Below are 15,871 nucleotides of genomic sequence, written 5' to 3'. Positions count from 1 at the left end.
AACTCCCCGAACATGACCATTTCCTCACCTTTGCGACGGCTCGATGACATCACGGAACCAGTGCAAGCAGCACACGCGACTACCGCGGAGAAAATTGCTGACCTCAAGGCCCGCCGCAGCGAAGCGCTGACGATTTCCAAACCCCGCGAAGACCGCCTCTCTGCACGAGAGCGCCTGGACTTCCTCCTCGACGAGGAATCTTTCGTCGAAACTGACCAGCTCGCACGCCATCGCACCCACGACTTTGGGATGCATTCAAAAAGACCCGTCACCGACGGCATCGTTACCGGCTGGGGAACAATTAACGGACGTGAGGTGTGCGTCTTTTCCCAGGACGGCACCATCATGGGCGGCGCACTCGGCGAGGTGTACGGCGAGAAGATGATCAAAATCATGGAGCTTGCCGTCAACACCGGCCGCCCGTTGATCGGCCTCTATGAAGGGGCCGGCGCCCGCATTCAAGATGGTGCCGTATCGCTCGACCAGATCGCGCGCACCTTCTATCACAACGTGAACGCTTCTGGCGTCGTCCCGCAGATTTCCGTCATCATGGGCGCCTGCGCAGGCGGCAACGCATACTCCCCCGCACTCACGGACTTTGTTGTCATGGTGGAGAAGCAATCTAAAATGTTCGTCACCGGTCCCGACGTGATCAAGACCGTGACCGGTGAAGTTATCACCCAGGAGGAACTGGGCGGCGCCTCCACCCACATGGCAACGGCCGGAAATTGCCACTATATTGCGGAAAGCGATGAAGATGCACTCGAGTGGGTACAGGACCTGCTCGAGTTCCTGCCAAGTAACAACCGCGACCTCGCTCCTCTCGAACCTGCGGAGAGCATCGAGGCAACCGTCGATGACCTGCTACTCGATAGCATCATCCCCGACTCCCCCACCACTCCTTACGATGTCCGAGATGTCATCTCCATCCTCACGGATGACTCGGACTACTTCGAGATCCAGGCGGATCGCGCCGAGAACGTTGTGATCGCCTTTGGCCGCATCGAAGGCCAGTCCGTCGGGTTCGTGGCCAACCAGCCAACTCAATACGCTGGCTGTCTCGACATCGACTCCTCCGAAAAGGCCGCACGCTTCGTCCGCACCTGCGATGCCTTTAATATCCCGATCATCATGCTTGTCGACGTCCCTGGCTTCCTCCCCGGTGCCGGCCAAGAGTACGAGGGCATTCTGCGGCGTGGCGCAAAACTCCTATATGCCTATGGAGAGGCCACCGTCCCAAAGATCACGGTCACTATGCGCAAGGCTTATGGTGGCGCGTACTGCGTTATGGGCTCAAAGGGGCTTGGCGCGGATGTGAATCTTGCGTGGCCGACCGCGCAAATTGCCGTCATGGGCGCCGCCGGAGCAGTGGGCTTTATCTACCGTAAAGATATAAAGGACGCGATTGCGAAAAAGCTCGACGTTGAGCAGCTCATCCGTTCTTTTGAGCGCGAGTATGAAGATCACATGCTCACGCCATATGCGGCGGCGGAACGGGGGCTTATCGACGCCGTCATCCTGCCTTCCGAAACCCGAGCGCAAATCGCACGCAATCTTCGCCTCCTTAGCAAGAAGAATGTGATGCGCCCCGCACGTAAGCACGGAAACATTCCACTTTAATACGTGATGTGGCCCGCTTTTACCCCTAAAAGCGGGTCGAGTCACCACCTTTTTTGGGTTCTGCCCAAATTCGATTGCCCACTCAGTAAACAAAAGTGGGTCAACAACATAGACTGATTGCCATGACTGCCGCAATGAACACTGGCGCCGAGACGCCTGACCTGACGACCACCGCCGGAAAGCTGGCCGATCTTCGCGCCCGCATCGCCGAGACCCACGCCCCAATGGGCGAGGCTTCTATTCAGAAGGTGCACGAAAAGGGCAAGAAAACCGCTCGTGAACGCATCGAGTACCTCTTCGACGAGGGCTCCTTCGTCGAGATCGACGCTCTGGCACGGCACCGCTCTAAGAACTTCGGCCTGGACGCTAAGCGCCCAGTCACCGACGGCGTAGTCACCGGCTATGGCACCATTGACGGTCGCAAAGTCTGCGTGTTCTCTCAGGACGGTTCCGTTTTCGGCGGCGCACTCGGCGAAGTTTATGGCGAGAAGATCGTCAAGATCATGGACCTGGCAATCAAGACCGGTGTACCTCTGATCGGTATTAATGAGGGCGCTGGCGCCCGCATCCAAGAGGGCGTTGTCTCACTGGGTTCTTACTCCAAGATCTTCTACCGAAACGTACAGGCTTCCGGCGTTATCCCACAGATCTCCTTGATCATGGGCGCTTGTGCAGGTGGACACGTTTACTCTCCAGCGCTCACTGACTTCATCGTCATGGTGGACAAGACCTCCAAGATGTTCATTACTGGCCCGGATGTGATTAAGACCGTCACCGGCGAGGACATCACCCAGGAAGAGCTCGGTGGCGCTCACACCCACATGTCTACTTCGGGAACCTCGCACTACACCGGCGCCGATGACGCTGACGCACTCGACTGGGTTCGCGAGCTGGTCTCCTACCTGCCTGCCAACAACCGTGCCGAAGCGCCACGCATGGAATCAGACATGATGATTGGTTCAATCCAGGAGAACATCAACGATTCCGACCTCGAGCTGGACACCCTGATCCCAGATTCCCCGAACCAGCCTTACGATATGAAGGACGTCATCACCCGCGTTGTCGATGACGGCGAGTTCTTGGAGATTCAGGAATCCTACGCGGAGAACATCATCATCGGCTTCGCCCGCGTTGAAGGTCGCTCCGTTGGCATCGTGGCTAACCAGCCAATGCAGTTTGCCGGCTGCTTGGATATCAAGGCTTCTGAGAAGGCCGCTCGCTTCGTCCGCACCTGTGACGCTTTCAATATTCCGATCATCGAGTTCGTGGACGTTCCTGGCTTCCTCCCAGGCACGAACCAGGAATACGACGGCATCATCCGTCGTGGTGCAAAGCTGCTGTACGCCTACTCTGAGGCCACCGTCGGCAAGATCACCGTCATTACCCGCAAGTCTTACGGCGGCGCCTACTGCGTGATGGGATCCAAGGACATGGGCGCGGACCTCGTGCTGGCATGGCCTACCGCCCAGATCGCCGTCATGGGCGCATCCGGCGCTGTCGGATTCATCTACCGCAAGGAACTCAAGGCAGCTGCTGCTGAAGGCAAGGATGTGGCAGCGGTAATGAAGGAATACGAGCAGAGCTACGAGGAAACCCTCGTCAACCCATACATGGCTGCAGAACGTGGCTACGTCGATGCCGTAATCCCACCTTCTGAGACCCGTGGCCAGATCATCGAAGGCCTGCGCCTCCTGGAGCGCAAGGTTGTCAGCGTCCCAGCCAAGAAGCACGGCAACATCCCACTGTAAGGATTTCCATGGAAGACAAAAAGCCATTCCTGACCATTACGAAGGGCAACCCAGATGCGACGCAGGTCGCAGCTCTGACTGCGCTCTTCGCCGGTCTCAGCGCTGCGCCCGCAGCGGAGCCGACCCGTGACCGTAACAACTGGGGCTGTATCTCGGAGCGCCTCCAGCGCCCGACCACCTACAATCCCAATGCTTTCCACAACGTGTCCTACTTCTAGCTGGGGTCTACTTCTCCTACCCAAGCGCTAAAGCCCCTTAAAACGCAAACATTTGGGTAGGGTAAGTCGACATGCACCTAGTACTCGCTTCAAGCTCACCCTCGCGGAAATCCATCCTGGAATCCGCGGGGGTGTCTCCCGTTATTCACCCCGCAGATGTCGATGAAGACCGCATTATCGCTTCACTGACTGGAGCGGAGCCGGCTACGGTCGTCGAGAAGCTGGCACAAGCCAAGGCGGAAGCGGTTGCACACCACTACCCTGCTGACGTGGTGATCGGCGGTGATTCCATGCTGCTCTTGGACGGAGAGCTACAAGGAAAGCCCCATACCGTGGCGGCCACCATCGAGAGATGGCGAGCCCAACGTGGCAAAACCGCTGAGTTGATCACCGGGCACCATCTCATCTCCCCTGCCGGAACTTACACCGGTACTTCCCGCACTCGGGTCCACTTCGCGCAAGCTAGCGACGCAGACATCGCGGCATACGCCCAATCTGGAGAGCCGTTGCAGTGCGCCGGAGCATTTACCTTAGAGGCAATGGGCGGCTGGTTCATCGATCGCATCGAGGGCGATCCCTCGAGCGTGATCGGCTTATCCCTGCCACTGGTACGGAAAGCACTGTACTCTTTCGGTATCAACGTCTCAGAATTTTGGTGAAACATGAAAAAGCTCCTTGTCGGCGGTGTGCTGGCAATCCTTACCGTCTCGCTCAGCGCCTGCGGCACTACCACTAAGCCGGAATCCAATGCTGCCTGCCAATACAAATCCAGCAAGGCTGCGGCTAGGGACGTCGACAAGCCGGCAGGCGATGCACCGACTGGGATGGTGGGGCTGCGTCTGACTACCTCGGCGGGCGATATCGATCTCGACCTCGACGCAGACCAAGCACCCTGCACCGTCAACTCCATAACCCACCTAGCCAAGCAGGGCTACTTCGACAACACTGTTTGCCACCGCCTGACAAACAGTGGCATCTTCGTCCTGCAATGCGGCGACCCAACAGGTAGCGGCAGTGGTGGACCTGGGTTCAGTTTTGCTGATGAATACCCAGTAGGTACCGGAGAAAAGGGCCTGTACAAGGCCGGAACGATCGCGATGGCAAACGCCGGACCGGACACCAACGGCTCACAGTTCTTCCTCAATTATGAAGACTCGCCGCTGCCTCCCAATTACACCCTTTTCGGCACGATGACGCCAGAATCCCTCCAGGTAGTGCGCAGCATCGCCGCCAAGGGCACCGCGACAGGTGCCGGCGATGGCGCCCCAGCAGAAGAAGTCACCATACAGAAAGCAGAGGTCAAGTAATGCAACTGACTCCCCCGCCAGTACACGTCCCAGCCTTTGATTCCGCCGATCCTTACAAACGGCCCGAGAACCCGGAAGCGTGGGCCTTGCTCGCAGAAAAAGCTGAAGATCCCCTCGTCCGCTACGCATTTGCCCGCACCGGCTACCACCGGGGCCTAGACTTGCTTCGCGGGAACGGCTGGAAAGGCTTCGGCCCTGTTCCTGCTGCTCATGCCCCTAATCTAGGGGTGCTGCGAGCCATCGCCCAATTGGCCTTAGCTGCTCGAGAAATCGGAGAAGATGCCGAGTATGACCGCTGCCGGGCGCTGCTTTCAGACTGCGACAACTCGGTGGTTGAATCTCTACTGGGTTAAATAGCGCTTAAGGGTGTAAATTTTTTCTTCATGGAGAACAATCCCGGCCCATCGGTAAGAGAACTCACCCTTCGCGGCGTGATCATCGGTGGCATTATCACCCTGGTATTTACTGCAGCCAACGTCTACCTCGGTTTGAAGGTAGGCCTAACCTTTGCCACTTCTATCCCGGCAGCGGTTATTTCCATGGCCGTTTTGCGCAAGTTCGCTGGCCATACCATCCAAGAAAACAACATCGTACAAACCATTGCCTCCGCGGCAGGCACCCTATCCGCCATCATCTTCGTCCTCCCGGGACTCGTGATTGTCGGATGGTGGAGCGGGTTTAGCTATTGGACCACCGCGGCAGTATGTGCGATTGGCGGCATCTTGGGTGTCACCTATTCCATCCCGCTGCGTCGCGCGCTCGTGACCGGCTCCGACTTGCCTTACCCGGAGGGAGTCGCTGCAGCAGAAGTTCTGCGCGTCGGCGATGAGAACGGCTCTGCGGAAGAGAACAAGGTTGGCCTCAAGGTCATCACCTTCGGCTCTCTCGCTTCAGCAGGCTACGCGCTGCTCACCGCCCTTAAGGTTGCCACCGGCAGCTTATCGACGGCCTTCCGTATCGGCTCCGGTGGCACGATGGCAGCCACCTCCATGTCTCTCGCTTTGATCGGCGTCGGCCACCTTGTGGGCGTGGGTGTGGGCATCGCAATGATCATCGGCCTGCTGATTTCTTATGGCGTTCTGCTGCCGGTCTTTACCGCAGGAACGCTACCGGAATCTGGGGACATCTCCAGCGTCGTCTCCAGCACCTTCTCTTCAGATGTGCGCTTCGTTGGCGCAGGCGCGATGGCGATCGCAGCGGTCTGGACCCTCATCAAGATCATCGGCCCTATCGTCTCGGGCATCAAGAGCTCGCTGGTTTCCTCCCGAGATCGTCGCAGCGGCCAAACCGTCGATATCACTGAACGCGATATCCCGTTCCCAGTAGTTGCAGGAGTCACCCTCGCCTCGATGATCCCTGTTGGGTTGTTGCTGTGGCTGTTCACCAAGGACACCCTCATCGCCCACCACGCCACCGGCTTGATCGCCTTGAGCATTGTGTACGTATTGGCTGTCGGCCTGCTGGTCGCAGCGATTTGTGGCTACATGGCTGGTCTTATCGGCGCTTCCAATAGCCCGATTTCCGGCGTGGGCATCATCGTTGTCATTTCTGCTGCCCTATTGATCAAGTTGCTGGCAGGCGGTGAGGATCCGACTACGCTCGTCGCATACACCCTGTTCACCGCGGCCATTGTTTTTGGCATTGCCACCATTTCCAACGATAACCTCCAGGATCTGAAGACAGGTCAGCTCGTCGGCGCCACCCCGTGGAAGCAGCAGGTTGCCTTGATTTTGGGTGTCCTGTTCGGTTCCGCAATCATCCCGCCAGTCTTGCAGCTGATGCTCACCGGCTTCGGTTTTCAAGGCGCACCTGGTGCCGGTGCAAACGCCCTCGCCGCGCCACAGGCCGCACTGCTTTCCTCCGTGGCGCAGGGCATTTTCGGCGATTCGCTGGATTGGTCTTTGATCGGCCTCGGAGCCGCAATTGGCGCCGGCGTGATTTTGGTAGATGAAATCCTGGCACGCACCACTTCCAACCTTCGGTTACCGCCACTTGCTGTGGGCATGGGTATGTACCTTCCGATCAGCCTCACCTTGATCATCCCGATCGGCGCCTTCATCGGACGCGCATACGACAACTGGGCGGAGAAGAATGGCGGCGAGCCGGTCAAGCGTCTCGGCGTGCTGCTCGCAACCGGCCTGATCGTCGGTGAATCGCTCTTCGGAGTCTTGCTGGCTGGCATCATCGGAGCCACTGGGTCTGACGAGCCACTGGCCATCACCCCAGAATCTTTCGAAACCCCAGCTCAATTCGTGGGCTTGGTTGTGTTCGCAGGTCTCATCGGAGGCCTATACACCTGGTTGAAGAAGAACCGCGTGTAGCTCTTGAGCTACTAGGGGCTCGGCGTTTTCGCCGGGCCCCTTTCCTATGCCCGAAACCGGCGTAGCGTGGACTACACAGGCGCAGAAAGGATCTACACATGGTCAGCACACACAAACTTGTCATCGTCGGAGTCGGCCACGTGGGATCCTACGTGCTTGCCGACGCCATGAAGCTCAATCTTTTCGGGGAGATCGTCACCATCGATTGCGACCAGACTGTTGCGCATGGTGAAGCCCTCGACCAGCACCAGGCCACGGGATTGCACACAATTGCGTCGGCAAGCGTGCGCTCCGGCGGCTACGAAGACTGCGCCGATGCAGACGTCATCGTCTGCGCCGCCGGCCCCTCCATGCTGGTGGACCCCGAGCACCCCGACGCCAAGCCGGACCGCGCCGCACTGGCCCCACACAACGCGCAAGTGATCCGCGAGGTCATGGCCGGCATCACCGCACACACACGCGAGGCGGTTATCATTCTGATCACCAACCCGCTGGACACCATGGTGTACATCGCCGAGAACGAGTTCGGCTACCCCGCCGGTAAAATCTTCGGCACCGGGACCATGCTCGATTCCGCCCGACTGCGGCGCATCGTCGCCGACCGGGTGGGGGTCTCCCCCACCTCCGTGACCGGCTACATGATGGGCGAGCACGGCATGTCCGCCTTCCCAGTTCTCAGCCACCTGTCTGTCGCGGGGATCCCCACCGCCGAACTGCCGGCACAGTTCGGGGTAACCCTGGACCCGGCGGAGCTAGCGCAAGCCGTAGTAGATGCCGCCTATGATGTGTTCCGATCAAAGGGCTGGACCAACGCGGGCGTCGCCCAATCGGCGGTTGCGATGGCGCGCGCGGTGCTATTGGATGAGAAAGCTATTTACCCAGCCTGCACAACCTTGCGTGGCGAGTACGGCCATTCTGGAGACGTCGCGCTATCGCTACCCACCGTGATTGGTGCAGGGGGAGCCGAACGGCGCATTCCGGTTTCTCTCAATGCTTGGGAAGCTCTCGCTCTAGAGCGCTCAGTAGCCGCAATCCAGCAGGCGATGGGCTCAACCGGCCTGCACTAGCACCGAAAAATTGAGCATTGTTATCTAATCGAAATTTACTGGACTTATTTTTCAAATAGCCATAGTCTAAAGTTCTCAGTGACAGTAGTTCTTTTCTATGCGATTGGCAGGATTCTTTGATGCGCATCCGACACACCCCCATCATCCTCGGCATCGGCCTGAGCCTCGTGCTCACTCCGATGGCTCAAGCTGAAGAAGTTAACCCAGAGCTCTTCAAGAGCAGCTGGGGCGACAACGGCGCAGAGTTTTCCACCCCGGAGAGCGAATACTGCCGCATTTCTGAGGACATGGGCCCTGAGGGGGCACAATACGTGGTCTGCCGCACTGGAGAGACTCCCGAAGCAATCGTCGGGGTTATCACTGGCGAGCCGGCCTTCTACGAAGAGAATCCGCCACTGCCTTTCAACACCATGACCGGGGAGCAGCCAGCACTGCTTAATCCTGGCCAGGAGCTAACCGTTGGCGCTGGACGTTGCATGGTCACCGCTGAGCAGGGCACCGTCTGCAACATCGACGACAACGGCTTCACCTTGCCGATGACTGAAGAAGCTCCTGCGCAGTAACCCGCCTAGAATTGCCGCTGACAACGCTTCGTTGGGAGTGTTATCAGCATATCTAGAGACCTTAGAAACGCTTCCGGCTCAGGTCGGCGAACTACGAGGGGTGCAGCGCCGTTTTGTTAAGCGATTCCCACAAGCGACGAGTATTTCAAGGAAGCACGCTACTGCTAGCCTGGGCGATCGTCGCGATCACCGCAGTGGCGATCAGGGGTCGGAGCTTCAACGCACTGGTAACGTACTGGCCCTTTCCAGTATTTCTGGTCCTCGGGATCTTCGGCACAGTACTGCTTATCGTGGAATTCTTCCGGATCCGGGGCAGGAGCGAGCTTAGCCGCCGCTGAGTACTGACAGAGAAAAAGTGATCGCCCAGCCTCCAGATGGCTGGGCGATCACTGCGCTAAGAAGTCTAGACAGACTTCTTCTCCACGCGGGAGATGGCTTCCTTAGCCACCATTTCCTGGATTCCCATGTCGAGTTCCGAAGTAAAGCCAACACAAGAGCAGTTAATCTCACCGAGAACGTAAGTGTCTTCGCCGTTCTCGCCGTCGGCAAGCATGAAGTCAGCGGTCCAAATCAGCGGAATGTTGTCACCACCGAGCTTTTCAGCGATAACTGGGCGAGCTGCAGCGAACAGGTCGATGAGCTCCTGCCATGCCTCTGGCTTGTCGTAGGTGTACTTTGCTCCGGAGAACAGCGTCGCGGAGAAGTTGTCACCGCCCGCAGCTGGCTTCTTGTGCACCACGAATACGGGATGCGGGCCAACTAGCAGGATACGGATCTCACCTTCAACGATGCGTGGCATGAATCGCATGTCCACAAGCATGCCGTTTTCACCGATGATGTACTGGTCGCAGAAATCCATGAATTCGCCGAGCGGCTTGAGCTCGGTGTGGTTATCTACGGCCTCCGTGCAGCGCAGCACAGTATCCAGTGGCAAGGCGGTGCCTGGAGCCACGGAAGCTGCCAGCTCCTTGTCCTCAAGCTGGACGCGCCAGATACCTTCGCCAGTAGAGCCGCGGTTCTGCTTGAGTACGCGTTCACCGTAGGAGATAGAGGTTGGGAAGGTGTTGTGGAAGGTCTCGACATCGTAATAGGCTGCGGTGTCCGCTGGAACCAAATCGGTGTCGTTGAGTTTTACCAGCGCATCCTTCGCTCCATAGGCCATCATTTCCTCTGGAGTAGACATGCCCACGAGGCCTGCTTCGTTGGAGAGCTTGGTGAGCAGATCGAAGTAGCCTTTTTCACCACCAGGAATATTGCCTGGGTTCACACGGGAAATGTAAGCGTCAAAATTCTCGGACACGTACTCGAAGAGCTTCTCCGACCACTCCGGACGGTAGAAGACAACCTCGGAATTCCAGCCCGCTGCCTTAATGGCATCGACGATGGGCAGGGTGTCCTTACGGTGACCGTTAATTTGCTTGTCGCTGCCACCCTCGACTTCGAATACGACGATTGCCTTTTTCATGCGCTCTCCTTGGTAGCTCTGTGTGCACAAGGCTCGTGGATTCGCGCCCTGCTTAAGAAAAACCTTATCTTTGCGGCACCTTGCTTGCAGGGCCAATGAATATTTGGTGCGCAAAACCACAGGTTGTGGCCTGGCATCCCAAAGCTGACCGCCCCACCGAATACCCCCACCTTCAAAATGTTAGACGGAGCACACCCCTTCTTGAGCTGTGACTGTCCGGCAGCGATTCCCGCTAAGGTGGTGGCTAACCACTGCTCATAGATTATGGAAAGGCTGCCGACCCATGGCCGTACCCCTAGACCCGAACCCCAAGTTCAAGGCTTTCGCCCACCCTGAGCGCCTCGTATCCCCACAATGGCTCTCTGCCCAACTTGGTTCGAAGGGACTAAAGGTGGTCGAGTCTGATGAAGACTCCCTGTTGTACAGCATCGGTCACATCCCTACCGCTATCCAGATCGACTGGCACCGCGACCTCAACGATCCCCTCACCCGCGACTTCATTTCACCTGAACGATTTGCAGCTCTAATGGATGAGAAAGGAATCGCTCCGGATGACACCGTGGTGATCTACGGAGATAAGCGCAATTGGTGGGCCGCTTATACCTTGTGGGTGTTCGAGCTGTTTGGCCATAAAGATGTCCGCCTACTCGACGGCGGCCGCGACGCGTGGATGGCAGAGGAACGCGATACTTCCTACGATGTCCCGGAGTATCCAGCAGCGGGCTACCCCGCCCCCACCTTAAAAGAAGATCATCTGCGCGCTTTTGTCAATGATGTGCGCGCCGTCATTGACACCGGAACGCTTGTCGACGTCCGCAGCTCCGAGGAATACCAGGGCGCGGAAACTCAACAAAGCCAGCCGACGATTCGTCGCGGTCATATTCCTGGTGCCAAGAATGTCGCCTGCGAGTCAAGCGTCATGGCCAATAACTACTTCCGGTCACGGGAGGAGCTGGAACAGATCTACGCAGGATTGGATCCGCAGTCTCACACCATCGTGTATTGCCACGAAGGCGAGCGTTCCGCTCACAGTTGGTTCGTGCTGAAAAACTTGCTCGGGTTTGCAGACGTGCTGAATTACGACGGCGCATGGGTCGAGTGGGGCAACATGGTACGTATGCCAATCAATAAGGATTCCTGACCTACTCCTTGAACATTGTTCAGGCAATTTTTTTACTCCCGCTTGGGGGTGCAATGCCACATTCCTTCACTCGATTCCATTCGAACTTGCGACATCTTGTGTAACAATAAGTGTCACGCACTGCACCCCCAGCCAGCTGTGGGACGTGGCACAACTTAGTAACAAGCGTGAATAGTTCACTCAACTAGCGCATAGAAACTTCCAGGAGGGGTTAGACGTGACCGTCGAGACCAAGAAGATCACCAAGGTGCTGATTGCAAACCGTGGTGAGATTGCAATTCGCGTTATTCGCGCAGCACGCGATGCCGGCATCAAGAGCGTCGCTGTTTACGCCGACCCAGACGCGGATGCACCTTTCGTATCGATGGCCGACGAGGCTTTCGCGCTGGGTGGCCAGAATTCTGCCGAGTCTTACCTCGTCTTCGATAAGATCCTCGACGCTGCAAAGAAGTCCGGCGCGGACGCTATCCACCCTGGTTATGGCTTCCTTTCTGAAAACGGCGACTTCGCGGAAGCCGTCATCAACGCTGGCCTGATCTGGATCGGCCCTTCCCCGCAGTCCATCCGCGAATTGGGCGACAAGGTTACCGCCCGCCACATCGCCCTTAAGGCAGAGGCCCCAATGGCCCCTGGCACCAAAGAGCCAGTGAAGGATGCCTCCGAGGTCGTTGCTTTCGCCGAAGAATACGGTCTCCCTATCGCCATTAAGGCAGCATTCGGTGGCGGCGGCCGCGGCATGAAGGTTGCCTACAAGATGGAAGAAGTAGCCGACCTCTACGAGTCCGCTACCCGCGAAGCCGTTGCAGCTTTCGGCCGTGGCGAGTGCTTTGTGGAGCGTTACCTGGACAAGGCGCGCCACGTAGAATGTCAGGTCATTGCTGACCAACACGGCAACGTTGTTGTCGCCGGCACCCGCGACTGTTCCCTCCAGCGTCGCTTCCAGAAGCTGGTTGAGGAGGCTCCGGCCCCATTCCTCACCGAAGACCAGCGCACCCGCCTGCACGAGTCTGCCAAGGCCATTTGTAAGGAAGCTGGCTACTACGGTGCTGGCACCGTCGAATACCTCGTTGGTTCCGATGGACTGATCTCCTTCCTCGAGGTCAACACCCGCCTCCAGGTGGAACACCCTGTCACCGAAGTCACCACTGGCATCGACCTGGTACGCGAGCAGTTCCGCATCGCCGAGGGCAAGGAACTCCATATCAAGGAAGATCCAACCCCACGTGGCCACGCCTTCGAGTTCCGCATCAATGGTGAAGATGCCGGCAACAACTTCATGCCTGCTCCAGGCAAGGTCACCAAGTACGTTGAGCCTTCCGGCCCTGGTGTCCGTATGGACGCTGGCATCGTGGAAGGCACCGTCATCGGTGGCCAGTTTGACTCCATGCTCGCCAAGCTCATCGTCTTTGGCGAGACTCGTGACGAAGCACTGCAGCGCGCATCCCGCGCTCTCAACGAGTACGTAGTCGAAGGCATGCCTACCGTGCTCCCATTCCACCGCCACATCGTGGAGAACCCGGCATTTGTTGGTGACGGCGAGAAGTTTGATGTCTACACCAAGTGGATCGAAGAGGAGTGGGACAACCCAATCCCTGCCTACGTTGATCCTGCCGAGGTAGAAGAAGCCGAAGAAGCAACTCCTTCTCAGAAGGTTGTCGTGGAGATTGATGGCCGTCGCGTGGAAATCGCGCTCCCCGGCGATCTCGCTATCGGCGGTGGCGCAGCTGGCGGCGCCAAGAAGAAGGCAAAGAAGCGCCGCGCAGGTGGCGCTAAGGCAGCCGTCTCCGGCGATGCAGTTTCCGCTCCGATGCAGGGAACCGTGATCAAGGTCAACGTGGAAGAGGGCCAGGAGGTAGCCGAAGGCGACACCGTAATCGTTCTCGAGGCCATGAAGATGGAGAACCCAGTCAAGGCTCACAAGTCTGGTGTTGTCAGCGGCATCGCAACAGCAGCGGGTGAAGGCGTCACCAAGGGTGCCGTCCTGATGGAAATCAAGTAATCCGCTAACGCAGAACCACACGCCGACGGCCCGAATGCTCCCCACGGAGTGCTCGGGCCGTCAGTGTTTACCCAAAAGTGGCAATCAAACGGGCATAATGATGAACATGCAGGACATAGAACGGCAACACTATTTGATCGGCGATTTCGAGCGCGAGTACGCGCTTGAAAAGCTCAAGAGTGCCACGGAATCGGGCCACCTGAGCCTCGCAGAGTTCGACCAGCGCGCCGCCCGAGCCGCGAGCGCTCGAACTAAGGGCGATATTGAGACCCTCGTCCACGACATCCCCGAAGATCTGGTAGTCAAGACCGAACGCACCTCCGGATTGCAGCGTCGGATCGGAATCATTGCGCTCGACGCTTGCCTCATCCCATTTGCTCTCCTCATAGCCCCAGAACTCGCCACTTTCGTTGCACTGCTGATACCGGTGCTCGTTGTCTTACTCTTCGTCCTGAAAGTGGGGCCGGACTCTTTGTATCGAACCAAAACCACCTACACGCAGATCGGAAAATAGATGGAGCCCATGGATGTCAACGGTGGCCGCTTCTACGCGCGCCCCTTGCGCGATGATGACGCGATAGCGCTGGAGCAGGCGATGACTTCGGTGGGGTCGATTAGCGCGGCGCAGCAAGAGTGGCTCAATGATACGGCCTATTCCTGGGCGGTGTGTGAACAAACCAACGTCAATGCCGTGGCTATCGCGCGCTACCACGATGGCAACCTCGAAGTAGCTCCGGTAGATGATCCGGAACGCGATCTGCCGAATGATCCGATGTTGCCACCGAAGAAGACACGAGACGGTGTCGCGGAAGGCCGCGCAGCCATTCAGCGCTGGATCGACGGTTTCCTGCCGCTGTATCAGGCAGAGCAAGCACGCTAGCCAACCTGCACTTGCTGGAAAAGCTCACCCCGGAAGCGATTAGGCTGGTCTCATGGCTCCCCGTTTCCGCAATCGCCGCAAGATCATCGCCGCCATCGACCAAGGCACAACGTCTACGCGCTGCATGCTTTTCGACGACCATGGCCGCGCCCTCGCAACCTCCCAGCTCGAACACCGCCAGATTTTTCCGAGGCCAGGCTGGGTGGAGCACGACCCAATGGAAATCTGGGCGAATACCCGGCGCGTGATGGCAGATGTACTAGCCAAGGCCGAGTGCTCGGGTGAGGACATTGCGGCTGTCGGTATCACCAACCAGCGCGAAACTACTGTTGTGTGGGATCGGCACTCAGGGAAGCCGGTGTACAACGCGATCGTGTGGCAAGACACCCGCACCGACAGCTTTTGTCAGGATCTCGATCCTGCGCTATTCGAAAGAACCGGCCTGCCGGTGTCCACCTACTTCTCCGGCCCCAAAATCGCATGGATCTTGGCGCATGTACCAGGTGCTCGGGAGCGAGCTGAAAACGGCGATCTACTATTTGGAACCATCGAATCGTGGTTGATTTGGAACCTGACAAAGGGCGATCACGTCACGGATATCACCAACGCCTCCCGCACCATGCTCATGGATCTGAGCACCGGCCAATGGGATCCCGCGCTATGCGAGGCGCTGGGGATCCCGCCAGCAATCCTCCCCCGCATCGTCTCGAATTCTGAGGTCATCGGGAAAATCCATCGTGTGGGCGAGTTCAGCGGAGTGCCGATCGCAGGTGTACTCGGAGACCAGCAAGCGGCAACCTTCGGCCAAGCCTGCCTCGAGCCCGGAGAGGTCAAAAACACCTACGGCACCGGCAACTTTTTGTTGCTGAACACCGGTACCGAAATCCAGCGCTCCCAGCATGGGCTGATTTCCACTGTGTGTTACAAACTTGGGTCACAACCCACTGTGTACGCCCTCGAGGGCTCCATTGCAGTCACCGGTTCATTGATCCAGTGGCTGCGGGACAACTTGGGGCTGATTGTGCAGGCTGCGGACGTCGAAAAGCTTGCTGCCTCCGTACCTGACAACGGCGGCTGCTACATAGTCCCGGCATTTTCCGGCCTCCTCGCCCCGCACTGGCGCGCTGACGCCCGCGGTGTGATCACCGGGTTGACCCGCTTTCACACCAAAGCCCACTTCGCCCGCGCGGCGCTAGAAGCAGTGGCCTATCAAACCCGGGAGGTAGTCGAAGCGATGAACCAAGACACCGGCCTCGAGATTTCAGCGTTGAAAGCCGACGGCGGAATGGTGGGAAACTCACTGCTGATGCAGTTCCAAGCTGATCAGCTCGGGGTCCCTGTGACCATCCCGGCAGTCACAGAAACCACTGCTCTCGGCGCCGCCTACGCAGCCGGCCTTGCGGTGGGCGTATACAAATCCCTGAATGAGATCCGCGCGCTGTGGGCCGAGAAACGCACCTACCAACCGCAGCCCTGCGACCCCGCGCTTTTCGACGGCTGGCAGACAGCAGTCACCAAGAGCTTTGCATAACTCTGGCAGGT

At 58.1% G+C, this 15,871-nt stretch carries 15 protein-coding genes; 14 read left to right on the top strand and 1 reads right to left on the bottom strand.

From position 1 onward, the window contains the following. The first annotated feature begins 12 nt into the window (after nt 1-12). The 9 genes from WG936_RS06860 to WG936_RS06820 all read left to right on the top strand — a co-directional run bounded on the left by WG936_RS06860 (nt 13) and on the right by WG936_RS06820 (nt 8,844). On the top strand, nt 13-1,620 hold the full coding sequence (locus WG936_RS06860) for an acyl-CoA carboxylase subunit beta (RefSeq protein ID WP_339572468.1): 1,608 nt from the start codon (nt 13-15) through the stop codon (nt 1,618-1,620). 122 nt (nt 1,621-1,742) lie between these two features. Next, entirely contained in the window at nt 1,743-3,368 is a 1,626-nt protein-coding gene (locus WG936_RS06855) for an acyl-CoA carboxylase subunit beta (protein WP_339564653.1), read from the top strand. 8 nt (nt 3,369-3,376) lie between these two features. Further along, nucleotides 3,377-3,586, top strand: coding sequence for an acyl-CoA carboxylase subunit epsilon (locus WG936_RS06850; protein ID WP_339564652.1), 210 nt, complete (start codon nt 3,377-3,379; stop codon nt 3,584-3,586). Between the two features lie 71 nt (nt 3,587-3,657). Then, nucleotides 3,658-4,245 (top strand): Maf family protein, encoded by a 588-nt coding sequence (locus WG936_RS06845; protein WP_339564651.1) that lies wholly within the window; start codon nt 3,658-3,660, stop codon nt 4,243-4,245. A 3-nt stretch (nt 4,246-4,248) separates the two neighbouring features. Further along, complete coding sequence (locus tag WG936_RS06840; RefSeq protein WP_339572467.1) at nt 4,249-4,893, top strand: peptidylprolyl isomerase; 645 nt, start codon at nt 4,249-4,251, stop codon at nt 4,891-4,893. Continuing rightward, nucleotides 4,893-5,246 carry a DUF3151 domain-containing protein gene (locus WG936_RS06835; protein WP_339564649.1) on the top strand — a complete coding sequence of 118 codons (354 nt, stop codon included), beginning with the start codon at nt 4,893-4,895 and terminating at the stop codon, nt 5,244-5,246. Before WG936_RS06840 ends, WG936_RS06835 begins: the two co-directional genes overlap by 1 nt. Before the next feature lie 30 nt (nt 5,247-5,276). Then, nucleotides 5,277-7,214: an OPT family oligopeptide transporter gene (locus WG936_RS06830; RefSeq protein WP_339572466.1), complete on the top strand. Its 1,938-nt coding sequence runs from the start codon at nt 5,277-5,279 to the stop codon at nt 7,212-7,214. A gap of 98 nt (nt 7,215-7,312) precedes the next feature. Then, on the top strand, nt 7,313-8,281 hold the full coding sequence (locus WG936_RS06825) for a lactate/malate family dehydrogenase (RefSeq protein ID WP_339572465.1): 969 nt from the start codon (nt 7,313-7,315) through the stop codon (nt 8,279-8,281). 119 nt (nt 8,282-8,400) lie between these two features. After that, complete coding sequence (locus WG936_RS06820; RefSeq protein ID WP_339572464.1) at nt 8,401-8,844, top strand: hypothetical protein; 444 nt, start codon at nt 8,401-8,403, stop codon at nt 8,842-8,844. A 403-nt stretch (nt 8,845-9,247) separates the two neighbouring features. Here the strand turns inward: WG936_RS06820 and WG936_RS06815 are convergent, their stop codons facing one another. Then, nucleotides 9,248-10,309: a Cj0069 family protein gene (locus WG936_RS06815; protein ID WP_339564645.1), complete on the bottom strand. Its 1,062-nt coding sequence runs from the start codon at nt 10,307-10,309 to the stop codon at nt 9,248-9,250. Nucleotides 10,310-10,592: 283 nt separating this feature from the next. On the opposite strand from WG936_RS06815, the gene WG936_RS06810 reads away from it, so the two are divergent. The 5 genes from WG936_RS06810 (at nt 10,593) to glpK (ending at nt 15,860) form a co-directional block, all read left to right on the top strand. After that, entirely contained in the window at nt 10,593-11,450 is an 858-nt protein-coding gene (locus WG936_RS06810) for a sulfurtransferase (protein ID WP_339572463.1), read from the top strand. A gap of 217 nt (nt 11,451-11,667) precedes the next feature. Continuing rightward, nucleotides 11,668-13,449: an acetyl/propionyl/methylcrotonyl-CoA carboxylase subunit alpha gene (locus tag WG936_RS06805; RefSeq protein ID WP_339564643.1), complete on the top strand. Its 1,782-nt coding sequence runs from the start codon at nt 11,668-11,670 to the stop codon at nt 13,447-13,449. Between the two features lie 106 nt (nt 13,450-13,555). Beyond that, nucleotides 13,556-13,963: a DUF1707 domain-containing protein gene (locus WG936_RS06800; protein ID WP_339564642.1), complete on the top strand. Its 408-nt coding sequence runs from the start codon at nt 13,556-13,558 to the stop codon at nt 13,961-13,963. Beyond that, entirely contained in the window at nt 13,964-14,329 is a 366-nt protein-coding gene (locus WG936_RS06795) for a hypothetical protein (protein WP_445227941.1), read from the top strand. Nucleotides 14,330-14,381: 52 nt separating this feature from the next. Continuing rightward, on the top strand, nt 14,382-15,860 hold the full coding sequence (gene glpK / locus WG936_RS06790) for a glycerol kinase GlpK (protein ID WP_339572461.1): 1,479 nt from the start codon (nt 14,382-14,384) through the stop codon (nt 15,858-15,860). Nucleotides 15,861-15,871 lie beyond the last annotated feature (11 nt).

The sequence above is a fragment of the Corynebacterium sp. H127 genome (assembly GCF_037482665.1).
Taxonomy (GTDB): Bacteria; Actinomycetota; Actinomycetes; order Mycobacteriales; family Mycobacteriaceae; genus Corynebacterium.
Note: the sequence above shows the minus strand (reverse complement) of the source record. Positions and strands in the feature narration are given on the sequence as shown.